Source organism: Variovorax sp. JS1663, assembly GCF_002157355.1.
Classification (GTDB): Bacteria; Pseudomonadota; Gammaproteobacteria; order Burkholderiales; family Burkholderiaceae_C; genus Variovorax.
This window is the reverse complement of sequence record NZ_LYMK01000008.1, coordinates 1-21,890: the sequence shown is the minus strand read 5'-3', so window position 1 is coordinate 21,890 and position 21,890 is coordinate 1. Positions and strand designations below refer to the sequence as shown.

The window sequence follows — 21,890 nt, the reverse complement described above, 5'->3', positions numbered from 1 at the left end:
CCCGCAACCCGCCCTTTCTCCTGACCTTCTGACATGGCCACCCAACGACTCGGACTCATCATGCACGGCGTCACCGGACGCATGGGCATGAACCAGCACCTCATCCGCTCCATCTGCGCCATCCGCGCCCAGGGCGGCGTCACCCTCTCCAACGGCGACCGGGTGATGCCCGACCCGATCCTGATCGGGCGCAACGCCGAGAAGATCGAGGCGCTGGCCAAGGCCCATGGCATCGAGCGCTGGGGCACCGACCTCGACGCGGCGCTGGCCAACCCGGACGACACGGTCTTCTTCGACGCCGGCACCACCCAGATGCGCCCCACCCTGCTGGCCAAGGCGATCCGCGCGGGCAAGCACGTCTACTGCGAGAAGCCGATCGCCACCAACCTCAACGAGGCGGTGGAGATCGCGCGTCTTGCCCAAGGCTCGGGCCTCAAGCACGGCGCCGTGCAGGACAAACTCTTCCTGCCCGGCCTGCGCAAGCTGGACATGCTGCGCCGCGCCGGCTTCTTCGGCCGCATGCTGTCGGTGCGCCTGGAGTTCGGCTACTGGGTGTTCGAAGGCGACCTGCAGCCGATCCAGCGGCCTTCGTGGAACTACCGCAAGGAAGATGGCGGCGGGATGATCCTGGACATGATGTGCCACTGGCGCTATGTACTGGACAACCTGTTCGGCGAGGTGAAGTCCGTGTCGTGCCTCGGCACCACGCACATCCCCACGCGCTGGGACGAAGCCGGCAAGCCCTACGCGGCGACCGCCGACGATGCGGCCTACGCCACCTGCGAGCTGACGGGCCACAACGGCGAGCCGGTGATCGCGCAGCTGAACATGAGCTGGGTCACGCGCGTGCGGCGCGACGACCTGGTGACCTTCCACGTGGACGGGACGGACGGCTCGGCGGTGGCCGGGCTGTCGTCCTGCCGTGCCCAGTCTCGCGTCGCCACGCCGCGTCCGGTGTGGAACCCGGACGAGAAGCAGACGATGAACTTCTTCGACCAGTGGCAGGAGATCCCGGACTCGCAGGTCTACGACAACGGCTTCAAGCTGCAGTGGGAGCATTTCATCCGCCACGTGGTGGAGAACGCGCCGTACAAATGGACGCTGCCGGAAGGCGCCAAGGGCGTGCAGCTGGTGGAGGCGGCGCTGGCCTCCTGGCAGGAGCGGCGCTGGATCGACGTGCCGGCGCTGAAGGTCTGACAAGCTGTGAACGAACCCGCCATGGCGCTGTCTCTGACCCTTCCCACCGCTGCCGGAGGCCTCGCCCCCTACGCGCTGCGCGGATCGACCCCGGTCAGGCCACCGGCGGGCGTGAAGTTCAACCGCATCGCCTACTCCGCTGCGCACGTCGTGGCCGACCCGCTGGCCGCAATCGACCCGTGGCTGCAATGCGCGGTGGACTGGGACGCCACCATCGACTATCGGCGCCACCTCTGGTCGCTGGGACTCGGGGTGGCCGAGGCCATGGACACGGCCCAGCGCGGCATGGGCCTGGACTGGCCGACCTCGCTGGAATTGATCCGCCGCTCGCTGGACGCAGCCAAGGACACCCCGGGCGCTTTCGTGGCCTCGGGCTGCGGCACGGACCACCTGAGCCTGATCGACGTGAAGGATGTCGACCACGTCATCCGCGCCTACGAAGAACAGATGGCGGCCATCGAGGCCCTGGGCGGCAAGCTGATCGTGATGGCGAGCCGCGCGCTCGCGCACGTCGCGAAGAGCCCGGCGGACTACGAGCGGGTCTACGACCGCATCCTCCGCCAGGCCCAGCAACCAGTCATCCTTCACTGGCTCGGCGACATGTTCGACCCCGCCTTGGCAGGCTACTGGGGCACCAAGAACATCGATGCCGCCATGGACACGGCCCTCGGCATCATCGCCGCGCACCCGCACAAGGTCGACGGCATCAAGATCTCCCTGCTGGACAAGGACAAGGAGATCGCGATGCGCCGCCGCCTGCCGCCCGGCGTGCGCATGTACACCGGCGACGACTTCAACTACGCGGAGCTGATCGCCGGCGACGGCGTCGGCAAGGAGCCCACGCACGGGAAGAGCGATGCGCTGCTGGGCATCTTCGACGCGATCGCGCCGGCCGCCAGCGCCGCGCTGGGCGAACTGGCGCAGGACAACGTGGACAAGTTCCACGCCATCCTCGGCCCGACGGTACCCCTGTCGCGCCACATCTTTGCGGCGCCCACGCGCTTCTACAAGACAGGGGTGGTGTTCATGGCCTGGCTGAACGGCCACCAGAAGCACTTCACGATGGTGGGCGGGCAGCAGAGCACGCGTTCATTGCAGCACCTGGCCGAGCTGTTCCGCCTGGCCGACGGCGCCAACCTGCTGGAGCAGCCGGAGCTGGCCGTGCAACGCATGAAGACGCTGCTCGCGCTGCACGGCGTCGAAGGCTGAAGCACCATCCCACGGGAATCGCCCATGCAGTTGCCCGATCGCATCGAAGACCTGGACCAGCTCGAAGAGCTCATGTCGCGGCCCTCCGAGGCGCTCGTGCAGTCACTGGCGCGGGCCCCGGGCGACATCCTGGTGCTGGGCGTAGGCGGCAAGATGGGCCCCACGCTGGCGCGCATGGCAAAGCGGGCCGGCCCGGACCGCCGCGTGATCGGTGTGGCCCGCTTTTCCGAGCCGGGCCTGCGCGCCCGGCTCGAGGCCCAGGGCATCCACTGCATCGAAGCCGACCTGCTGGCGCGCGAAGCGCTCGCCGCCCTCCCCGACGCGCCCAACGTGGTCTTCATGGCCGGACGCAAATTCGGCTCCTCGGGCAGCGAATGGCTGACCTGGGCCATGAATGCCCATGTGCCGGCGCTGGTGGCCGAGCGCTACCGGAACTCGCGCATCGTCGCCTTCTCCACCGCCTGCGTGTACCCCTTCGCCGACGTGCGCGGACCGGGCGCGGGCGAGCAGGTGCCGCCCACGCCGCCGCCCGGCGAGTACGCGAACTCCTGCGTCGCGCGAGAGCGCCTGTTCCAGCACTTCTCGCACCTGCACGGCACGCCGGGGCGGCTGATCCGCCTCTCCTACGCGATCGACATGCGCTATGGCGTGCTGCACGACCTGGCGCAGAAGCTGGTCGCACACCAGCCCATCGACCTGGCCATGGGCCACGCCAACATCATCTGGCAGGGCGAGGCCAACGACTGGGCGCTGCGCGCGCTGGCCCATTGCGACACGCCGACCTCGCCGCTCAACCTGAGCGGCCCCGCCATCTCGATCCGCGAGGCGGCCGAGGGCCTGGCCGAGCGGCTGGGTGTCGAGCCGGTCTTCACCGGCCGCCCCGCGGACACCGCGTGGCTGATCGATTGCCGCCGCGCCTTCGAGCTCTTCGGCCCGCAGCAGGTCGGCCTCCCGCGCATGCTGGACTGGACCGCCGACTGGGTCCGCCGCGGCATGGCCAGCTTGAACAAGCCCACGCACTTCGAAGCGCGCGACGGCCGGTACTGAAGCCATGCACCGCACGCAGATCCCCGCCGCCTCGCTCGCGCTGCTCCGGCGCGGCGCGGTGATCCCGGCGCACCTGCTCGCGCTGGATGCGAACCGGCGGCTCGACGAACGCCGCCAGCGCGCCATGAGCCGCTACTACCTCGATGCCGGTGCCGGCGGCCTGGCGGTGGGCGTGCACTCGACTCAGTTCGCGATCCGCGAGAAGGGTCTCTACAAGCCGGTGCTCGAGCTCGCGATGCACGAGGCCCTGCACTGGGCGCCGCTGGATGGCCGGCGCCCGCTCTTCATGATCGCCGGCCTGGCCGGCCCGGCCGCGCAGGCCATCGCCGAGGCCGAGACGGCTCGCACGTTGGGGTACCACGCCGGCCTGCTGAGCCTGGCGGCGCTCAAGGGCGCCGACGAGGATGCGCTGATCGCGCACTGCCGCGCCGTCGCCGAGGTGATGCCGCTGGTCGGCTTCTACCTGCAGCCCGCCGTCGGCGGCCTTCAACTGCCCGCCAGCTTCTGGCGCCGCTTCGCCGCGATCGACAACGTGGTCGCGATCAAGATGGCGCCCTTCAACCGCTACCGCACGCTGGACGTGGTGCGCGGCGTGGTCGAGGCCGGCGCCGAAGGCCGGATCGCGCTCTACACCGGCAACGACGACCACATCGTGCTGGACCTGCTCGCCCCCTTCGTGCTGATGCGCGAGGGGGTGCCGGTCAGGGTGCGCATCCAGGGCGGCCTGCTGGGCCACTGGAGCGTGGGCACGCGCCGCGCGGTCGAGCTGCTCGCGTGCATCCACCGGGCCGTCGCTGCCAACGACGTGCCGATGGACCTGCTGGCGCTGGACGCCCAGGTCACCGACTGCAATGCCGCCCTGTTCGACGTTGCCCACGACTTCCATGGCTGCATCGCCGGCTGCCACGAGGTGCTGCGGCGCCAAGGCGTGCTCGAAGGCATCTGGTGCCTGGACCCGCAGGAAGGCCTGAGCCCCGGCCAGGCCGACGAGCTGACGCGCGTGCACGACGCCTACCCCGATCTCCACGACGACGACTTCGTCGCCGCCAACCTCCAGCGCTGGCTCGGCTAGCGCCATGTCCTGTTTCACGCATCCCGTTTCCCAGTCCAACTCATCCACAGGAGACACCATGCAGAAGCGCCACCTGATTCGAAGCATCGCCCTGGCAGCCGCATTGGCGGCGCTGGGCTCGCCCGCCCTGGCCCAGGACTGGAAGCCTTCGCGGCCCGTCACCATCATCGTGCCCTGGGCCGCCGGCGGCTCCACCGACCAGGTGACGCGGGTCACGGCGGCGGAGATCGAGAAGACGCTGGGCCAGAAGGTGGTGATCGTGAACCAGCCCGGCGCCTCCGGCTCCATCGGCAGCAAGAGCGCGCTCGACGCCCCCAAGGACGGCTACACCTGGACCGCCGGCGCGGCGCAGGACCTGGGCTCCTACGAGACGCTGGGCATGCTCAAGACCAGGATCACCGACTGGCACCTATTCCTCAACGTGGCCAACGTGCAGGTGATCGGCGTCAACGCCGGCGCGCCCTACAAGAACGCCAAGGACCTGCTGGACGCCATGAAGGCCAAGCCCGGCCAGATCAGCGTGGCCACCGCCGGCGTCACCTCGGCCGGCCACAACGCGATGGAGCTGATCGCCAAGAGCACCGGCGTCAAGTACCGGCACGTCACCTACGACGGCGGCAACCCCGCCGTGGTGGCGACGGTGGCCAACGAGACCGAGGTCACCACCCAGCTGGCGGTGGAGCAGGCCGACATGATCCGCGGCAAGCGCCTCCGCCCGCTGGCCACGGTGAGCGACAAGGCGCTGGAGCTTGAGGGCTACGGCACCATCGAGCCGCTGTCCAAGACCCTCGACGGCTTCAAGGCACCGGCCAACTACTTCGGCATCTTCATTCCCAAGGGCGTGCCCGACGAGGTGGTGAAGACGGTGGAGAAGATCTGGGTCGACAACATTTCCAAAAGCGAGGTGCTGAAGAAATACGCGACCAGCCGCGGCGCCCTCTTCGCGCCGCTGCACGGCGCCGAGGCCCAGACCGCCGTCACGCCGGCCATCCAGGCCAACACCTGGCTGCTGTTCGACAGCGGCAAGGCCAAGGTTTCGCCCGAGACACTGGGCATCGCACGGCCGTGAGCAGCGCCGCGCACACGCCAACGCAGGCCGGCACCGCCGCCGAACTCGAAGCGGCGGCTGCCGCAGCGGCAGCGCACGAGCGCAAGACCTCGCCGCGCGCCGACCTCTGGCAGGCGCTGGGCTGGATCGTGTTCGGCATCGCCACCACCCTCGGCGCGCTGCGCATGGACCGGCTGGAGAAGCAGGACATCAACCCCTACACGGTGCCCGGCCTGCTGCCGGGCTTCCTGGGCGGGGCCATCGTCTTCTTCGGCCTGCTGATGCTGTGGCGCTCCTGGCGCCGGCTGGCCAAGCACCCCCACGTGCCGCATTTGCGCACCGCCGCGGACCGCGCCGAGACGAAGCGCATGTGGACCGTGCTGGCGCTGTGCATCGGCTTCGCGCTCGGCCTGGTGGGCCATGGCCTGCCCTTCTGGGCGGCGGCCGCGGCCTTCGTCACCGTCACCATCAGCCTGCTGCAGTTCGCCGAGCGCGGCGCGAAGAACCAGCGCCTGCGCGGTCTGGCCTTCGCCCTCGCGGTGGGGCTGGGCGCCGGCATCGTCATCACGCTCGTGTTCCAGGAGTTCTTCCTGGTGCGCCTGCCCTGAACGGGAGGGACTTTCATGCTCGAAGGTCTCCAGATGCTGGGGCACTCGTACCTCGGCTTCCTGAATTTCTGGTCCATCGTGTACGGCCTGGGCGGGGCGCTGCTGGGCATCCTGGTGGGCTGCATGCCGGGCCTGTCGGCCACGCTGTGCATCGCGCTCTTGACCACGCTCACCATCAAGATGGCGCCCAACGACGCCATCCTGATCCTGATCTGCGCCTACGTGGGCACGCTCTACGGCGGCAGCCGCAGCGCGATCCTGCTCAACATCCCCGGCACCGCGGCCAACGCCGCGTCCTGCGCCGACGGCTACGCGCTGGCGCGCAAGGGCGAGGCCGGCCGCGCCATCGGCATCGCGACCTCCGGCGCCTTCACCGGCACCCTGTTCGGCGTGCTGTGCCTGGCGATGTTCACGCCGGCGCTGGCGGAGATCGCGCTGTCCTTCGGCGCCTTCGAGTTCTTCTGGCTGGCGCTGTTCGGCGTCGCCATGTCGGGCAGCATCGTGGGCGAGGACCCGATCAAGGGCTGGCTGATGGGCTGCCTGGGCCTGCTGCTGGCGCAGGTGGGCCAGGAGGGCCTCTACGCCTACGACCGCTTCACCTTCGGCTGGGACGAGCTCTCGGGCGGCATCGCGCTGATCCCGGCGCTGATCGGCGCTTTCGGCTTCGCCGAGGTGCTGACCTCGCTGGCCGACCCGATCGAGCGCAAGATCGTGGAGATGAAGGACTCGGTGCTTCCACGCTTCCGCGAGGTGTTCCAGTATTGGCGCACCGTGATCCGCTCAGGCGTGATCGGCGTGGTCACGGGCATCCTGCCGGGCATCGGCGAGGACTCGGGCGCCTGGATGTCCTACGCGGCCGCCAAGTCGGTGAGCCCCGAGCGCGAGCAGTTCGGCAAGGGCTCGATCGACGGGCTGATGGCCGCCGAGACCGGCGACATGTCCGCCATTCCGGGCGGCATCATCCCGGCGCTGGCGCTGGGCATCCCGGGCTCGGCGCCGGCCGCGGTGCTGATGGCGGCGATGATCATCCACGGCATCCAGCCCGGCCCCATGCTGATGATCAAGACGCCGCAGTTCGTCTACGACGTGGTGGCGATGACCACGCTGGCCACCATCAGCATCCTGATCTTCGGCCTGTTCCTGGTGCGCCCGCTGCTCTATGTGCTGCGCGTGCGGCGCACGGTGCTGATGCCGGTGATCTTCGTGCTGTGCACGGTCGGCTCCTTCGCCATCGCCTCGCGGCTGTTCGACGTCTACGTCATGCTGGTGATCGGCATCGCGGCCTTCTTCCTGCGCCGCCGCGGCTACGAGATGGCACCCCTCGTGCTTGGCCTGGTGCTGGGCGAACTGCTGGACAAGAGCCTGCGGCGCGGCCTGGTGCTGTCGGACGGCAGCCTCGCGCCCTTCTTCACGCGGCCCATCTGCGCTGTGCTCGCCGCGGTCACACTGCTGACCATGCTGATGTACATCCCTGCGGTCAACCAGCGCATGCGCCGGGCCTGGGGCGGCGCCAAGCGCTTGGTGTGGCGCCGCAGCGCCTGAGGACGCACGCAAGCCATGAAGATCGCGCTCTGCAACGAGGTCCTGAAAGACCTCCCCTTCGCCGGGCAGTGCCGCGCCGCAGCGGCACTGGGCTACGACGGGCTGGAGGTCGCGCCCTTCACGCTGGCTGACGATCCGATGGAGATCAGCGACGCGCAGGCGCGCGAGTTCGGCCGCATGGCCCAGGGCCACGGTCTGGAGATCAGCGGCCTGCACTGGCTGCTGGTGGCGCCGGCCGGCCTGTCGATCGTGAGCGCCGATGCGGCCCTGCGGCAGCGCAGCACGGCAGTGATGCAGCGCCTGGTCGAGCTCTGCGCGCTGATGGGCGGGCGCTACCTGGTGCACGGCTCGCCGCGCCAGCGCAGCGTGCCACCGGGCGAATCGCGCGAGGCGGCGCTGGAACGGGCCCGGGCATGCCTGGCGGCCGCGGCACAGGCCGCCGCGCAATGCGGCATCGTCTACTGCATCGAGCCTCTTTCCCGCGTCGAGACCGATCTCGTCAACACAGTGGCCGAGGCGGTCGAGCTGGTGCAAACCATCGACTCGCCCGCCTTCAGGACCATGATCGACTGCAGCGCCGCAGGCCAGGTGGAGCTGGAGGACATTCCCACGCTCATGCGCCGCTGGATGCCCACCGGCCACATCGCCCATGTGCAGGTCAACGACCCCAACCGCCGCGGCCCCGGCCAGGGCGGCATGCGCTTCGCGCCCATCCTGGCGGCCCTGCGCGAGATGCAGGCCGCCGGCCACTACGACGGCATCGTCGCGGTGGAACCCTTCGACTACGTGCCGGACGGCATGGGCGCCGCGGCCCGCGCCATCGGCTACCTGCGCGGAATCGAGGAGGACGCCACCCATGACTGAGGCCTCGCGCTTCGCGATCCGCGAGATCGCCCTCTTCGAGCGCCCGGTGGTGCTGCGCCTGCCCTTCCGCTTCGGCGTGGTGACGCTGACCGAGTGCCCGCAGGCTTTCGCGCGCGTGCGCATCGAGTTCGCCGACGGGGCCGGGGCCTGGGGCGCCGCTGCCGAACTGATGGCGCCCAAGTGGTTCGACAAGAACCTCGCACTCAGCAACGAGGACAACTTCGATCAACTGCGCCGCGTCACCAGGCTCGCGCGCGAGGCCTACCTGAGCGACGCGGCGCCGTCCACCGCATTCGGCCACTTTGCGCGACACCACGATGCGCACCGCCTCGCGGCCGAGGCGCGAGGCTTCAATCCGCTGTTGGCCAGCTACGGCCCCGCACTGCTCGACCGCGCCGTGCTCGATGCGCTGTGCCGCGCGCTGCAGATCCCCTTCCAAGCCGCCGTGCGGAGCAACGCCGCCGGCATCGGCCCGGGCCGGCCGGAATTCGATGGACTGGACATGAACACCTTCCTGGCCGGCCTGGCCCCGGCCGCGAGCATCGAGGCGCGCCACACGGTCGGCATGCTGGACGCGATCACCGCGGCGGACCTGAAGGACCCCGTGGCCGATGGCCTGCCGGAAACGCTCGAGGAGGTGGTGCGTGTCTATGGCCACCGCTACTTCAAGCTCAAGGTGGGCGGCGACATCGCGGCCGACCTGGCGCGCCTCGGCGCCATCGAGACCGTGCTCGACAACATGGGCGGTCCCTACTTCGTTTCGCTCGACGGCAACGAGCAGTACGCCGACGCGGCCGGCATCGCCGAGCTGATGGCGCGCATGCGCGAGACGCCCGCGCTCGCCCGCCTGTATGCATCGATCCTCTTCGTCGAACAGCCGATCGCGCGCAAGGTGGCCCTGGAGCGTGACCTGCGCGACGTGCGCAGCGCGAGCATCGGCAAGCCGGTGATCATCGACGAGTCCGACGGCGAGCTCGACAGCTTCGTGCAGGCACGCGCCCGCGGCTATGCCGGCGTGTCCTCCAAGACCTGCAAGGGCTTCTACAAGTCGCTGCTCAACGCGGCGCGCTGCGCCGCATGGAACGCCGAGCAGACGCAACTGCGCTACTTCATGTCGGCGGAGGACCTGACCACCCAGGCCGGCCTGGCCGTGCAGCAGGACCTGGCGCTGGTCAACCTGCTGGGCATCACCCACGTCGAGCGCAACGGCCATCACTACGTCGATGGCATGGCTGCCCTGCCGCTCGCGGAGCAGCAGGCCTTCCTCGATGCGCACGGCGACCTCTACGAGCGCTCGCACGGCGCGGTGCGCCTGCGCATCCGCGACGGGCGCCTCGCTCTCGGATCGCTGGACTGCCCCGGTTTCGCCAGCGCAGCGATGCCCGATTTCGACGCGATGGCGCCGCTGGGCGGCTGATCGTTCTTTCTTCTGCTCCAACTGCTCTTTCCCCATGCGCGATTTCTCCCGAGACCACGACTGGCTCTCCATCAACACCGCCACCCTCCGCAAGCAGCAAGGCGCCGAGGTGCCGCTCGACCGCCTCATCGACCAGTGCGCCGCGCAGGGCATCCGCGCCATCAGCCCCTGGCGCGACCAGGTGGCGGCGGTCGGCCTCGCCCGCATCGCAAAGCAACTGCGCGCCCATGGCATCGGCCTGTCCGGCTACTGCCGCGGGGGCTTCTACCCCGCGCCGGACGCCGCCGGCCTGAAGGCCGCGCTGGAAGACAACCGCCGCGCCATCGACGAAGCGAAGACATTGAATGCCCCCTGCCTGGTGCTGGTGGTCGGCGCCCTGCCCGGCGCACTTGAAGGCAAGGTGCACTACAAGGACCTCGCCCGCGCGCGCGGCGAGGTGCGCGACGGCATCGCCGCCTCGCTGGAATACGCGCGCAAGGTCGGCATGGCGCTGGCGATCGAGCCGCTGCACCCGATGCAGGCCGCCGACCGCGCCTGCGTCAACACGCTGGAACAGGCGCTGGACCTGTGCGACGAACTCGACCCGCAGAAGAGCGGCATGCTGGGCGTGGCGCTCGACATCTACCACGTCTGGTGGGACCCGAAGCTCCAGCAGCAGATCGCGCGCGCCGGCCGGGAGCGGCTGCTCGCCTACCACGTGTGCGACTGGCTCACCCCCACGCGCGACCTCCTGAACGACCGCGGGATGATGGGCGACGGCGTAGTGGAGCTGCGCAAGATCCGCGGCTGGGTCGAGCAGGCGGGCTTCGCCGGCTACAGCGAGGTGGAGATCTTTTCCGCGCTGGACTGGTGGCAGCGGCCCGGCGAGGAGACGCTGGCCACCTGCATCGAGCGGCACCGCAGCGCGGTCTGACCCCCGCGCCTGCGGGCGGCGGCCAGCTGTGCTGCAATCCGCAGCATGGCCGCCCCCACCCTCGATGACCTGCGCCGCTACGCCATCGCGCGCACGCTCTTCAAGCCCACCACCCTGCCGGGCGCGATCCGGCGCCTGGGCTTCGTGCAGGCCGATCCCATCCGCGCCCCGGCGCGGGCCCAGGACCTCACGCTGCGCCACCGCGTCAAGGACTACCGCGCGGGCGATCTCGAACGCCGCTACACAAGGCTGCCGATCGAGGAGGACTGTCTGGTCAACTACGGCTTCCTGCCGCGCGAGCACCTGGCCCTGATGCACCCGCGCGAGGCCAGGCAGGCCTGGGATGCCGAGACGCGGCGCAAGGCCGCCGAGGTGCTGGCCTTCGTGCGCGAGCACGGCCAGGTGCATCCGCGCGAGGTCGAGGCGCATTTCGCGCACGGCCGCGTGACCAACTACTGGGGCGGCTCCAGCAATGCCACCACGCACCTGCTCGACGGCATGCACTACCGCGGCATGCTGCGCGTGGTGCGGCGCGACAGCGGAACGCGGATCTACGAGGTGGCGGCCCACCCGCCCTGCGACGAAAGCCCCGCCGGCCGCGCGGCACGCGCCGCCGCGCTGGTCGACCTGATCGTGCGCAAATATGCGCCGCTGCCTGCCTCGAGCCTGACCTACCTGGTGCGCCTGCTCGGCTACGGCGCCCCGCACCTCGCCCAGAACACCCAGGCGGCCCTGCGCCTTGCGCCCAACCGGTTCGCCAGCTGCCGTATCGAAGGCACCACCTGGTTCTGGCCCGCCGACGAGAACCCAGCCTCCCGCCGCCATGCGCCGGACGAGGCGGTGCGCCTGCTCGCGCCCTTCGACCCGGTGGTGTGGGACCGCCGCCGCTTCGAATTGCTCTGGGGCTGGCGCTACACCTTCGAGGCCTACGTCCCGGCGCCAAAGCGCCGTCTCGGCTACTACGCGCTGCCGCTGCTGTGGCACGAGCGCGTGATCGGCTGGGCCAACGTGACGGCCAAGGGCGGTCGGTTGCAGCCGGTGTTCGGCTATGCGGACACCAAGCCGCGCGATGCGGCCTTCCGCCTGGCGCTGGACGAGGAGCTGCAGCGCATGGCGGCGTTCCTGGACGGCGAGCGCCGCGGCAGCTAAGGCTCTGCGCAAGCCCCCGCGCTGCGCGAGGTCTGGCGCGAGGGGGACAGCGAGACGGGCGCGCCGCTCCTAGAATCGCCGGGCCACCGCGCGAAAGCGCGGCGGCAAAGCGTTCTCAGGGCGGGGTGCAATTCCCCACCGGCGGTGATGGCGACCTGTTCGCACGAGCCCGCGAGCGCCCGCAGCGTGCAACGCGCCGCGGGGTCAGCAGACCTGGTGAGATCCCGGGGCCGACGGTCACAGTCCGGATGAAAGAGAGCGCGGTCTCGTCGCCCTGCGGGTGCGTTCGCGCATGCGCCGGGCTTCGGGCTCGTGCGCCCTGATTCAGGCAACCCTTCTCGAAAGGCAAACCATGAGTCAGATCAACGACCTTCCCCTCTCCGCCGTCAGCGCATCCGATGGATCGCGCGGCCAGCGCATCGCCTTCGTGCAGGCGCAATGGCATTCCGACATCGTCCACCAGGCGCGCGACGCCTTCCTCGAGGAGATGCAGCGCCAGGGCGTGCCCCTGGATCGCATCGACGTCTTCGACGTGCCAGGCGCCTTCGAGATCCCGCTGCACGCCAAGCGCCTGGCCCGCTCGGGCCGCTACGCCGGCATCGTCGGTTGCGCGCTGGTGGTGGACGGCGGCATCTACCGCCACGAATTCGTCGCCAGCACGGTGGTGAACTCGCTGATGACGGTGCAGCTGGAGACCGACGTGCCGGTGTTCTCGGCCGTGCTCACGCCGCACCACTTCCACGAGCACGTGGAGCACCGCAAGTACTTCCACCGCCACTTCGCGGTCAAGGGCACCGAGGTGGCGGAGGCCTGCGTGAAGACGCTGGCGGCGCTGCAGCAGGTCGACGCGCTGCTCGCGGCATGATCCGACGCCGCGGCCCGGGCCCGGTGTGTAGGCTTGGGGTATGAACGCTGATGCCTACCGCCTCTACGGCGCCCCCGGGTCAGGCGCCACGCCCGTTCACGCCGCGCTCACGCTGATCGGCGCGCCCGTCGAGGTGATCGACGTCGCGCCCTGGGAAGGCGAGGCCGAGCGCAACAAATTGCTGCCGGTGAATGCCATGCGGCAGGTGCCCGTGCTGGTGCTGCCCTCGGGCGAGGTGATGACCGAGAGCGCCGCCATCCTGATCTGGCTGGGCGACCGCCATCCCGAATCGGGGCTGGCGCCGCCCGTCGACGATCCGCGCCGCGCCCAGTACCTGCGGTGGATGAGCTTCATCCCCGCCGCCATCTATTCGATGTTCTGGGTGCGCGACGAGCCCTCCCGCCTCGCAGCCGATGCGCAGGCCGAGGCGGTGATCAAGGCGCGCACGGCCGCGCGCATCACCCAGTGCTGGCAGATCATGGACGCACAGATGCCGCGCGGCACGCCGTACCTGCTGGGCGAGCAGATCGGCATGCTCGATCTCTACGTGACCGTCGCGTCGCGCTGGACGCCGCAGCGCAAGCGCTTCTACGGCGCGGCGCCGCGCCTGGCGGAGGTCGTGCGCCGCGTCGACGCGGAGCCGCGGCTGGCCGCCTTCTGGGCCGCGCGCTTTCCCTTCGAGGAAGGCTGGGAAGGCCCCGCGCCCTGACCGTGGCCGGTCAGCGCGCCAGCAGCACCGGCAGCGAGGACGACAGCAGCGCCACGCCCGACAGCGTCAGCAGCCCCAGCACGATCTGGCGGAAGCGCGCCTCGCTGATGCCGATGTAGAGGCGCGCGCCGAGCAGCACCGGCACCAGCACCGCCAGCGCGACGATGCCCAGCAGCGGCAGCATGCGCAGCTCGACCAGGCCCGTGCCGAGGTAGACGGCAAAGGCCACTGCAAGCATCGAGAGGTTGAAGTTCTGGATCACCGAGCGCTGCCGGTCCTTCTCCAGCCCGCGCAGCGTGCACCACAGCGTGGGGATGGCGCCGGTGAAGCCGCCGAGCCCGCCGCAGACACCGCCGATCAGGCCGATGACGCCATCGGCCACGCGCCCTCCGGCCCGCACGCGCGGCAGGTTGCGCGCCATCAGCATCGCCGGGCACCAGATCACCAGCAGGCCGCCCAGGCAGGCCTTGAAGAGCGGCACGTCCAGCCGCGGGAGCAGCCACACACCCAGCGGAACGCCCACGAGGCCACCCAGCACGAAAGGCAGCAGCAGCGCCCGGTCGAAGCCGCGGCGCACCGTGACGGCAGCGATCACCTGGCCGGTCAGCCCGCCGAAGGTGGCGAGCACCGCGGCCAGCTTGGGCTCCACGGTCCAGGCCCAGACGGACATCGCCACCATGCTGAAGGCGAATCCGGACAGGCCCTGCACGAACCCGGCCGCGACCGCGCCGAGCGCGACGATCAGGTAGAGCGACGAAGCCAAGAACCCGGGCTCAGGCTGAAGCTGGCACCAGGGCTTCGCGCCGGACGCGGCGCACATTGAAGGCGCTGGCGATCAGCACCGCCTGCACCACGGCCAGGCCGATGATCACGCTCACGTACTGGTGATGGTCCATCAGCCGGCCGAAGATCAGCGGCGCGATCGCCTGGCCGATGTCCAGCCCGGCGTAGACCACGCCATAGACGCGGCCCGAGGCGTTGGCCGGCGTCGACCGCTTGACCAGCAGGTCGCGCGAGGGGCCGGCGATGCCCGAGGCGAATCCCATGGCGCCGAACAGCACCGGCACCAGCACCGGCGGGAAGCTCGCCAGCGCCAGGACCAGCGCAAGCACCGCCGCGGCGCCGAAGGACAGGCCCACGATGCGCTCGCAGCGCGTGGGATCGGAGGCCAGGAAGCCCCCCACCACCATGCCGCCAGCGCTGGCCACCATGTAGACGGTGAGACAGATCGCGATCAGCGCCACCGGCACGGCGTGCAGGTGCCCGGCCGCGGCCGGCGCGAAGGTCTGCACCACGCTCAGCGCCATGGCATAGAAGAAGAAGAAACCGAAGCACATCCACACGGCCGGGATCTTGAGGAAGGCGAACTCCCCGCCCGCCGCCGCATCCGCGCCCATCGCCTTGTGCACGGCCTTCACGTCCAGCGACAGCACGGCGCGGTTGAGCCACAGCACGAGCAACACCACCAGGGCCAGAACGCCGGCCGAGGCCAGCGCCACGCGCCACGAGAAGGCGATCGCCAGCGGCACCACGAAAGCCGGCGCCAGCGCCCAGCCCAGGCTGCCGGTGATGCCGTGCACGCTGTAGGCATGACCGAGCCGCGTCGGCGCGACCTTTCGGTTGAACAGCGTGTAGTCGACCGGGTGGAACACGCCGTTGCCGACGCCGGCCACCACCGCGCTGGCCAGCAGCATCCAGTAACTCTGCGCCAGTGCGTAGCCGATGGCCGCCACCGCCAGCAGGCCCAGGCCCACGAAGAGCACCGGGCGCGGCCCCAGCCGGTCGACCACGAAGCCCGAGGCGGCCTGCACCATGCAGGAGACGACGAAGAAGACAGTCAGCACCGCACCCAGCTCGGTGTAGCTGACCTGGAAGGCATCCTTGAGCCAGGGAAAGAGCGGCGGCAGGACCAGTTGGCTGAAATGGCTGATGGCATGCGCCAGGCCGACCAGACCGATCAGCTTGGCGTCCGAACGCAAGGTGGTCGGGGTGGCGGAGACAGGAGGGGAAGACATGAATTGCAACAAGAAACCGGGGCAGGCCTCGATCCTAGTCGGGACGGCAACGGCAGAATGGCGATACAGAGACAACATTTGTCGAAATCATGCCGTCGACTGTTTTTGCGACCACTCCCCCTGCGCGGCGCGCACCGGTACCCGTCCCGGCGCCGGCCCAGGTCGTGGGCCCGCTCACGCCGCACCTGTATGCGCCCGATGCGCTGCGGCCGCTACGGGCCAAAGAGCACTTTCTGAAGGCCGACACCTTCGTCGACCTGCACACGCATCCCTGGCCGCAGCTGACCTTCTCGACCCGCGGCGTGATCCGGCTGAGCACCGAGGACGGCAGCTACATCGTGCCGCCTTCGCGCGCGCTGTGGGTGCCGGCCAACATGTCGCACAGCATCACGCTGATCGAGGACGCGGAGCTGCGCACCGTCTACCTGCACAGCTGGCTCGGCCCGCCCTGGGACAAGTGCGAGGTGCTGGAGATCAGCCCCCTGCTGCGCGCCCTGATGCTGGCGCTGGACACCACGCCCGACGGCCTGCCGCCGGCCGATCCGCATGCGGCGCAGCGCGAGCGCTGGATCGCGCCGCTCCTGGTCGACGAGCTGGAGCGCGCGACACAGATCCGTATCGACGTGCCGCTGCCGGCTGACAAGCGCCTGCGCCAGCTGTGCGAGACCCTGCTGCGCAACCCGGCCGGGCGCGCCACCCTGGCCGAGCGGGCGGAAGCCATCGGCGCCAGCGAGCGCACCGTGGCGCGCCTGTTCCGCGACCAGCTCGGCATGAGCTGGCAGCAATGGCGCCAGCAGGCCGTGCTGGCCCATGCCCTGCCCTTGCTGGCGCGCGGCATGGCGGTGAGCCAGGTCGCCTCGGCCAGCGGTTATGCGACAGACAGTGCGTTCTGCGCGATGTTCAAGGCGGCGACGGGGCAGTCGCCGACGGCGTTTCAGCACAAGAAGAAGTCCTAGCTGTCGAACGCCAGCCGTGCGTAGCTCCGCCGCCAGGGTCTGGGCGCGGGCGCTGGCGAACCAGCACTTTCGTATCATCGGCGGGTGCACCCCGAACCCTCCCCTGCGGTGAAGGCATGGCCCTGAACCGCGACCAGCTCGTACGCTGGCTCCCCTTTCTCGGCTGGCCCCGTCCCAGCCGCGCTCTTCTGACCGGCGAGGCGCTGGCCGGCATCACGGTGGCGCTGATGGTGATTCCGCAGGGCGTCGCCTATGCGGCACTCGCCGGCATGCCGCTGGTGACCGGCATCTACGCTTCGCTCCTGCCCGCCCTCATCGGCGTGCTGTTCAGCGCCTCGACCCGGCTCTCGGTCGGCCCGACCGCCCTGTCCAGCCTGCTGGTGGCTGCCTCGCTGGGCCCGCTCGCGATCCCGGGCAGCGCCGAATGGGTGGCGCTGGCGGTGTGGCTGTGCTTCATGTCAGGCGCGATCCAGCTCTTCCTCGGGCTCGGCGGCTTCGGCTGGGTGCTGCGCCTGGTCAATTCGCCGGTGCTGATGGGCTTCACGCAGGCCGCCTCGGTGCTGATCATCTTGTCGCAGGTGCCGGCGCTGTTCGGCTTCACGGGCCGCAGCATCGGCCAGCTGCTGCACGGCGCGCCGCCCGATTTCCTGGCCATCGCCTTCGGGCTCGGCAGCATCGCGGCGCTGTGGGTGGCGAAGGAGCGCTGGCCGCGCTTCCCCGCCGCGATGGTGGTGGTGGGCGCCTGCGCGGCCATCAGCGCAGCCATCGGCTATGCGCTGCGCGGCGGGGCCGTGGTCGGCACCCTGCCCTCGGGCCTGCCGGCCTTCTACTGGCCCGGCACCCAGCCCCTGGGCACCTTCGGCGCCCTGCTGCTGCCCGCGCTGATGATCACGCTGGTGAGCTTCCTGGAGACGGCCTCCAGCGCCAAGGTGGACAACGCACGCGCCGGCAAGCTCTGGAACGAGAACCAGGACCTGATCGGCCAGGGCCTGGCCAAGATCGCCTCGGGCTTCTCGGGCGCCTTTCCCACCAGCTCCTCCTTCTCGCGCTCGGCCATCAACCTCTACGCGGGCGCGCAGACCGGATGGGCCACCATCTTCTGCGTCTTGCTGATCGGCGCCGCGCTGCTGTGGGCGATGCCGCTGCTCTACCACGTGCCACAGGCGGTGCTGGCGGCGATCGTGGTGATCGCCATGCTCGGGCTGGTGCGGCCCGGGCAGTTCGTCTCGCTCTGGCGCATCTCGCGCGTGGAGGCGGTGACGGCGCTGGTCACTTTCGTCCTCACCATCGTGACCTCGCCCTCGATCTACTGGGGCGTGCTGGCCGGCCTGCTGATGAGCCTGAGCCACTACATGTACCGGCACCTGCACCCGCGCATCATCGAGGTGGGCCTGCATCCCGACGGCAGCCTGCGCGACCGCCACCTCTGGAACCTGCCGCCGCTCGCGCCGCAGCTGCACGCGATGCGCATGGATGCCGAACTCGACTTCGCCACCGCGAGCACGCTGGAGCGCGCCATCACCGTCGCGCTGGCGATGCGGCCCGGGCTCACCGACATCTGCCTGTTCGCGCAGCCGATCAACCGCATCGACGTGACCGGCGCCGAGGTCTTCGGCGCGATCCGCCGGCTGCTGGAATCCAAGGGCGTGCGCCTGCACCTGAGCGGCCTCAAGCTGCCGGCGCAGCAGGTGCTGGAACGCGCCTGTCTGCTGGCGCCGGGGCCGATGCTCTCCATCTACCGCACCGATGCCGACGCGCTCGCCGCGCTGGCGAACCTGTCTGCACCGGGCCAGGAAGAGCCGTCTTCCCAGCTCAGTCCTGCACCGGCCTGCGCAGACTCTTGACCTCCGAGCGCTGACGCTTCGCCTCGCGCCGGCGCTTCACGGAGGCCCGCGTGGGCCGGGTGGCCCGCCGCACGAGCGGCGGGAGCGCGACGCGATCGACCAGCTCCTGCAGCCGCGCCAGCGCATCGGCGCGGTTCATGTCCTGGCTGCGATGCCGCTGCGCCTTCAGCACCAGCACGCCCTCCTGCGTGATGCGGCGGTCGCCCGACGCGAGCAGGCGCTCCTTGACCTCCTGCGGCAGCGAGCTCGCCGGGATGTCGTAGCGCAGGTGCACCGCGCTCGACACCTTGTTCACGTTCTGGCCACCCGCGCCCTGGGCGCGCACGGCGCTGAGCTCGACTTCCAGCGGATCGATGAGGACGGGCGGACGCATCACGGACATTCGCCATTCTGAGACCAGGCACACGGGTTGACCCGCGCCGGCGCCAAGTCCATATTGGGCGCCACGCTTCATGCCCGCCCCGCAGCCGTTGCGGGGATCTTCTACACCGACGACGCACTGCAGCTGGCGCGCGAGATCGGAGACTACCTCGACGCATCCGGCGCCGCCGAGGCGACGGCGCGCCCACCGAAACTGCTGGTCGTGCCCCACGCTGGCTACGGCTATTCCGGCGCCGTCGCGGGGCGTGCCTATGCCTTGCTCGCGCCCTGGCACCAACGGATCCGGCGCGTGGTGTTGCTCGGTCCGGCCCATCGCATGCCGGTGCGCGGCCTGGCCGCGCCGGTGGCCGAGGCCTTCGATACGCCCCTCGGCCGCGTGATGCTGGATCGCGATGCGCTCACGGCCCTCCAGGCGCTGCCCCAGGTTGCACACGACGACCGGCCGCACGCCCATGAGCATTCGCTGGAGGTCCAGTTGCCCTTCCTGCAGGCCGTGCTCGAGAGCTTCACGCTGGCGCCGCTGCTGATCGGCGACGCCGGACCGGGCGAGGTCGCCCAGGTGCTGGAGCGCCTGTGGGGTGGCGAGGAGACGCTGGTCGTCATCAGCTCCGACCTGTCGCACTACCTTCCCTACGCACAAGCGCAACGCTGCGACCGCAGCACGGTCGAACGCATCCTGGCCTTCGACGGCACGCTGACCGGCGGCGACGCCTGCGGTGCCCTTGCACTCAACGGCGCGTTGCGATCGGCAGCCCGTCATGGTCTGCGCCCGCGGCTGCTGGACCTGCGCAACTCCGGCGACACCGCGGGCTCACGCGACCAGGTGGTCGGCTACGCCTCGATCGCCTTCGAAACGTCCGCGCCATGAGCGAAGACGAACAGGCCGCCTGGCCCGGCCGCTGGTGGCACCGGCTGGACGACGGCCGCATCCAGTGCGACCTGTGCCCGCGCGACTGCCGCCTGCACGAGGGCCAGCGCGGCCTGTGCTCCGTGCGCCGGCGCGTCGGCGATGCGATGGTGCTCACGACCTGCGGCCGCAGCTCGGGCTTCTGCATCGACCCGATCGAGAAGAAGCCGCTGAACCATTTCCACCCCGGCTCCAGCGTGCTCTCCTTCGGCACCGCCGGCTGCAACCTGGCCTGCAAGTTCTGCCAGAACTGGGACATCTCGAAGAGCCGCGAGATGGACCGGCTGATGGACGAAGCCTCGCCGCAGCGCATCGCCCGCCTGGCGCGCGAACGCGGGGCCCTGAGCGTCGCCTTCACCTACAACGACCCGGTGATCTTCGCCGAGTACGCGATGGACGCCGCCGATGCCTGCCATGCCCTGGGCCTCTTCAGCGTCGCCGTGACCGCGGGTTACATGCACGCCGCGCCGCGGCGCGCCGCACGTTTTACGCGAAGATGGACTTCCACGGCGGCTTCGGCCGGCGCCGGATCCCGGTGCGGGCTGCAGCTTAGACAGGCAGCACGTCGAGATGGGCCGCGCCCGGCAGTGCATGCAGACTCGCCGCCAGCCGCGCGGTGTAGCTGCGGCTGAGCGCGGTGCTGACCTCCGTCCAATCCGCGCGCGCTTCGGAGGGCGTGAGCGTCAGGACCAGGAAGCCACGCCTGCTGGTCTCGGCATAGCGCAGGTCCCTCACCATCTTCGGAAAGGCATCCGTCAGCACGGGGCCCGAGATCAACGGCAGCAGGATCTCGAAGCCGGGCGAACTGACGGAAGGCGTCGCGAACTCCACGCCGACGCGCAGACCCGCCGCATCGGTCAGGTTGCTGGCCCACGCGTTGTGGGTGTCGCCGGCCAGTGAGACGAGGTTCTTGCCCATGGAGCGGGCCGCCGCCAGCACGGTCTCGCGCGCGGCCGGGTAGCCATCCCAGGCATCGAGGTTGTAGGGCACGCGGCGCTGGGCCAGCAAAGCGCGCTGGCTGTCGCTGCGCGAGGATTCCGGCGTCGCTTGCGCCAGCAGGAATTCGCTCACGGTCTCGAGGTTGAACGCGCTGGCCACGCTCAGCGGTATTTCCATGCGCGCCATCAGCACCTGGCTTCCGAGCACCTGCCAGGTGGCCGTGGAAGCGGCCAGCCGCGCCAGCAGCCAATCGGACTGCACGGACCCCAGCAGCTGGCGCGACGTGCTGTCGGCGGCGCCGTCGAGATACTGCTCGAGAGTGACCTGCTGATCGCGCCCGATCAACCGGGTGTCGAGCATGTGCAGAGAGGCGAGCGAGCCGAAATCGAAGGAGCGGTAGATCTTCAGCGGATCGGCGGGATCGGGCATCCGCACCGGAAGCCATTCGCGATAGGCCTGGATGGCCGCAGCGCGCCGTGCGGCAAAGCTGCCCTCGGTGGCCGCGTCGTGGTTGACCGCACCACTGGACCAGGCGTTGTCCGCCACGTCGTGGTCGTCCCATACCGCGATCATCGGCAGCTTCGCGTGCAGCGTCACCAGGTCGGGGTCGGTGCGGTACTGCGCGTGGCGCCGGCGGTAGTCATCGAGCGTCAACAGTTCGCGCGGCGGCTGCGATTCGCGATCGAGCGCGATGGCCAGTTGAGACGCGAAGCCGAGCGGGCCGTACTCGTAGATGTAGTCGCCCAGGTGCAGCACGAGATCGATGTCGGTGCGCTTGGCCATCTCCGCGCAGACGTTGAAGTAGCCGGCCGGAAAGTTGGTGCAGGAGATCACGCCCAGCCGCATCAGTGACACGCTGCCCACGGGCAAGGTCTTCGTGCGGCCGGTGGGCGAAGGCTCCGATCCGACGAAGAAGCGGTAGAAGTACACGCTGGCGGGCTGCAGGCCGGTGACGTCCACCTTCACGGTGAAGTCCTGCTCGGAAGCCGTGCTCGCATTACCACGCGCCACGATGGCACCGAAGTTCGCGTCGCTCGCGACTTCCCAGCTCAGGTTGAGCGTGCCGGGGCCGGCGCCGCTGACGCGGGTCCAGATGATGACCCGGTCGGACATCGGATCGCCGCTCGCGACGCCGTGCGCGAACTGGCTTGGCGGTGCGCCGGGCGGCGTGCCGCCGCCCCCGCCGATGCCGCCACCGAAGCCACCAC

Annotated in this window: 21 protein-coding genes and 1 riboswitch; of the genes, 17 read left to right on the top strand and 4 right to left on the bottom strand. The window is 70.1% G+C overall.

Annotation, left to right across the window (positions count from 1 at the left end):
- The first annotated feature begins 33 nt into the window (after window positions 1–33).
- From A8M77_RS09015 to A8M77_RS08955, 13 genes are all read left to right on the top strand, one after another.
- Window positions 34–1,197, top strand: coding sequence for a Gfo/Idh/MocA family protein (locus A8M77_RS09015; RefSeq protein ID WP_086921225.1), 1,164 nt, complete (start codon window positions 34–36; stop codon window positions 1,195–1,197).
- A 21-nt stretch (window positions 1,198–1,218) separates the two neighbouring features.
- Window positions 1,219–2,406, top strand: a complete 1,188-nt coding sequence (locus A8M77_RS09010; protein WP_086921224.1) for a dihydrodipicolinate synthase family protein — start codon at window positions 1,219–1,221, stop codon at window positions 2,404–2,406.
- Window positions 2,407–2,430: 24 nt separating this feature from the next.
- Complete coding sequence (locus tag A8M77_RS09005; protein ID WP_086921223.1) at window positions 2,431–3,453, top strand: NAD-dependent epimerase/dehydratase family protein; 1,023 nt, start codon at window positions 2,431–2,433, stop codon at window positions 3,451–3,453.
- Between the two features lie 4 nt (window positions 3,454–3,457).
- On the top strand, window positions 3,458–4,525 hold the full coding sequence (locus A8M77_RS09000) for a dihydrodipicolinate synthase family protein (protein ID WP_086921222.1): 1,068 nt from the start codon (window positions 3,458–3,460) through the stop codon (window positions 4,523–4,525).
- Between the two features lie 58 nt (window positions 4,526–4,583).
- A complete protein-coding gene (locus A8M77_RS08995) occupies window positions 4,584–5,594 on the top strand; it encodes a Bug family tripartite tricarboxylate transporter substrate binding protein (RefSeq protein ID WP_086921221.1) in 1,011 nt (336 codons plus the stop codon).
- Window positions 5,591–6,181, top strand: coding sequence for a tripartite tricarboxylate transporter TctB family protein (locus A8M77_RS08990; protein ID WP_158100899.1), 591 nt, complete (start codon window positions 5,591–5,593; stop codon window positions 6,179–6,181). The genes A8M77_RS08995 and A8M77_RS08990 overlap by 4 nt, the downstream gene beginning before the upstream one ends.
- Before the next feature lie 15 nt (window positions 6,182–6,196).
- Window positions 6,197–7,723 carry a tripartite tricarboxylate transporter permease gene (locus A8M77_RS08985; RefSeq protein WP_086921219.1) on the top strand — a complete coding sequence of 509 codons (1,527 nt, stop codon included), beginning with the start codon at window positions 6,197–6,199 and terminating at the stop codon, window positions 7,721–7,723.
- A 15-nt stretch (window positions 7,724–7,738) separates the two neighbouring features.
- Window positions 7,739–8,587 (top strand): sugar phosphate isomerase/epimerase family protein, encoded by an 849-nt coding sequence (locus tag A8M77_RS08980; protein WP_086921218.1) that lies wholly within the window; start codon window positions 7,739–7,741, stop codon window positions 8,585–8,587.
- On the top strand, window positions 8,580–10,004 hold the full coding sequence (locus A8M77_RS08975; protein WP_086921217.1) for an enolase C-terminal domain-like protein: 1,425 nt from the start codon (window positions 8,580–8,582) through the stop codon (window positions 10,002–10,004). The genes A8M77_RS08980 and A8M77_RS08975 overlap by 8 nt, the downstream gene beginning before the upstream one ends.
- A 34-nt stretch (window positions 10,005–10,038) precedes the next feature.
- A complete protein-coding gene (locus A8M77_RS08970) occupies window positions 10,039–10,917 on the top strand; it encodes a sugar phosphate isomerase/epimerase family protein (RefSeq protein ID WP_086921216.1) in 879 nt (292 codons plus the stop codon).
- A 45-nt stretch (window positions 10,918–10,962) separates the two neighbouring features.
- Complete coding sequence (locus A8M77_RS08965; RefSeq protein ID WP_086921215.1) at window positions 10,963–12,066, top strand: DNA glycosylase AlkZ-like family protein; 1,104 nt, start codon at window positions 10,963–10,965, stop codon at window positions 12,064–12,066.
- A 107-nt stretch (window positions 12,067–12,173) separates the two neighbouring features.
- A riboswitch (FMN riboswitch) is annotated at window positions 12,174–12,330 on the top strand.
- Window positions 12,331–12,418: 88 nt separating this feature from the next.
- On the top strand, window positions 12,419–12,931 hold the full coding sequence (locus tag A8M77_RS08960) for a 6,7-dimethyl-8-ribityllumazine synthase (RefSeq protein WP_086921214.1): 513 nt from the start codon (window positions 12,419–12,421) through the stop codon (window positions 12,929–12,931).
- A 40-nt stretch (window positions 12,932–12,971) separates the two neighbouring features.
- Window positions 12,972–13,640, top strand: coding sequence for a glutathione S-transferase family protein (locus A8M77_RS08955; RefSeq protein ID WP_086921213.1), 669 nt, complete (start codon window positions 12,972–12,974; stop codon window positions 13,638–13,640).
- Window positions 13,641–13,650: 10 nt separating this feature from the next.
- On the opposite strand, the gene A8M77_RS08950 is transcribed toward A8M77_RS08955, so the two are convergent.
- Window positions 13,651–14,403, bottom strand: a complete 753-nt coding sequence (locus A8M77_RS08950; RefSeq protein WP_238136764.1) for a sulfite exporter TauE/SafE family protein — start codon at window positions 14,401–14,403, stop codon at window positions 13,651–13,653.
- A gap of 10 nt (window positions 14,404–14,413) precedes the next feature.
- Window positions 14,414–15,655 carry an MFS transporter gene (locus A8M77_RS08945; protein ID WP_192871575.1) on the bottom strand — a complete coding sequence of 414 codons (1,242 nt, stop codon included), beginning with the start codon at window positions 15,653–15,655 and terminating at the stop codon, window positions 14,414–14,416.
- Between the two features lie 89 nt (window positions 15,656–15,744).
- On the opposite strand from A8M77_RS08945, the gene A8M77_RS08940 reads away from it, so the two are divergent.
- Together A8M77_RS08940 and A8M77_RS08935 are read left to right on the top strand one after the other, a co-directional pair.
- Window positions 15,745–16,611 (top strand): AraC family transcriptional regulator, encoded by an 867-nt coding sequence (locus A8M77_RS08940; protein WP_238136763.1) that lies wholly within the window; start codon window positions 15,745–15,747, stop codon window positions 16,609–16,611.
- Window positions 16,612–16,727: 116 nt separating this feature from the next.
- Entirely contained in the window at window positions 16,728–18,455 is a 1,728-nt protein-coding gene (locus A8M77_RS08935; RefSeq protein WP_086921209.1) for a SulP family inorganic anion transporter, read from the top strand.
- Here the strand turns inward: A8M77_RS08935 and arfB are convergent.
- Window positions 18,424–18,831: an alternative ribosome rescue aminoacyl-tRNA hydrolase ArfB gene (arfB, locus tag A8M77_RS08930; protein WP_086921373.1), complete on the bottom strand. Its 408-nt coding sequence runs from the start codon at window positions 18,829–18,831 to the stop codon at window positions 18,424–18,426. The two genes, A8M77_RS08935 and arfB, sit on opposite strands and share 32 nt — an antisense overlap.
- A gap of 33 nt (window positions 18,832–18,864) precedes the next feature.
- Between arfB and amrB the strand changes: the two genes are divergently transcribed.
- Window positions 18,865–19,704 (top strand): AmmeMemoRadiSam system protein B, encoded by an 840-nt coding sequence (amrB, locus tag A8M77_RS08925; RefSeq protein ID WP_238136762.1) that lies wholly within the window; start codon window positions 18,865–18,867, stop codon window positions 19,702–19,704.
- Window positions 19,701–20,375 (top strand): AmmeMemoRadiSam system radical SAM enzyme, encoded by a 675-nt coding sequence (amrS, locus tag A8M77_RS08920; RefSeq protein ID WP_202820613.1) that lies wholly within the window; start codon window positions 19,701–19,703, stop codon window positions 20,373–20,375. Before amrB ends, amrS begins: the two co-directional genes overlap by 4 nt.
- Here amrS and A8M77_RS08915 read toward each other — a convergent pair.
- Window positions 20,293–21,890: alkaline phosphatase D family protein (locus A8M77_RS08915; protein WP_143694570.1), on the bottom strand; the 1,598-nt coding region annotated here is incomplete at its 5' end. The genes amrS and A8M77_RS08915 overlap by 83 nt on opposite strands.

Excerpts from the sequence above, each read along its gene's own strand:
- A8M77_RS08970 (WP_086921216.1), top strand. The coding sequence starts at position 10,039 with ATGCGCGATTTCTCCCGAGACCACGACTGGCTCTCCATCAACACCGCC.
- A8M77_RS08980 (WP_086921218.1), top strand. The coding sequence starts at position 7,739 with ATGAAGATCGCGCTCTGCAACGAGGTCCTGAAAGACCTCCCCTTCGCC.
- amrS (WP_202820613.1), top strand. The coding sequence starts at position 19,701 with ATGAGCGAAGACGAACAGGCCGCCTGGCCCGGCCGCTGGTGGCACCGG.
- A8M77_RS09015 (WP_086921225.1), top strand. The coding sequence starts at position 34 with ATGGCCACCCAACGACTCGGACTCATCATGCACGGCGTCACCGGACGC.
- A8M77_RS08960 (WP_086921214.1), top strand. The coding sequence starts at position 12,419 with ATGAGTCAGATCAACGACCTTCCCCTCTCCGCCGTCAGCGCATCCGAT.
- A8M77_RS08965 (WP_086921215.1), top strand. The coding sequence starts at position 10,963 with ATGGCCGCCCCCACCCTCGATGACCTGCGCCGCTACGCCATCGCGCGC.
- A8M77_RS09010 (WP_086921224.1), top strand. The coding sequence starts at position 1,219 with ATGGCGCTGTCTCTGACCCTTCCCACCGCTGCCGGAGGCCTCGCCCCC.
- A8M77_RS08935 (WP_086921209.1), top strand. The coding sequence starts at position 16,728 with ATGGCCCTGAACCGCGACCAGCTCGTACGCTGGCTCCCCTTTCTCGGC.
- A8M77_RS09005 (WP_086921223.1), top strand. The coding sequence starts at position 2,431 with ATGCAGTTGCCCGATCGCATCGAAGACCTGGACCAGCTCGAAGAGCTC.
- A8M77_RS08955 (WP_086921213.1), top strand. The coding sequence starts at position 12,972 with ATGAACGCTGATGCCTACCGCCTCTACGGCGCCCCCGGGTCAGGCGCC.
- A8M77_RS08995 (WP_086921221.1), top strand. The coding sequence starts at position 4,584 with ATGCAGAAGCGCCACCTGATTCGAAGCATCGCCCTGGCAGCCGCATTG.
- A8M77_RS08945 (WP_192871575.1), bottom strand. The coding sequence starts at position 15,655 with ATGTCTTCCCCTCCTGTCTCCGCCACCCCGACCACCTTGCGTTCGGAC.
- A8M77_RS09000 (WP_086921222.1), top strand. The coding sequence starts at position 3,458 with ATGCACCGCACGCAGATCCCCGCCGCCTCGCTCGCGCTGCTCCGGCGC.
- A8M77_RS08975 (WP_086921217.1), top strand. The coding sequence starts at position 8,580 with ATGACTGAGGCCTCGCGCTTCGCGATCCGCGAGATCGCCCTCTTCGAG.
- A8M77_RS08940 (WP_238136763.1), top strand. The coding sequence starts at position 15,745 with ATGCCGTCGACTGTTTTTGCGACCACTCCCCCTGCGCGGCGCGCACCG.
- A8M77_RS08985 (WP_086921219.1), top strand. The coding sequence starts at position 6,197 with ATGCTCGAAGGTCTCCAGATGCTGGGGCACTCGTACCTCGGCTTCCTG.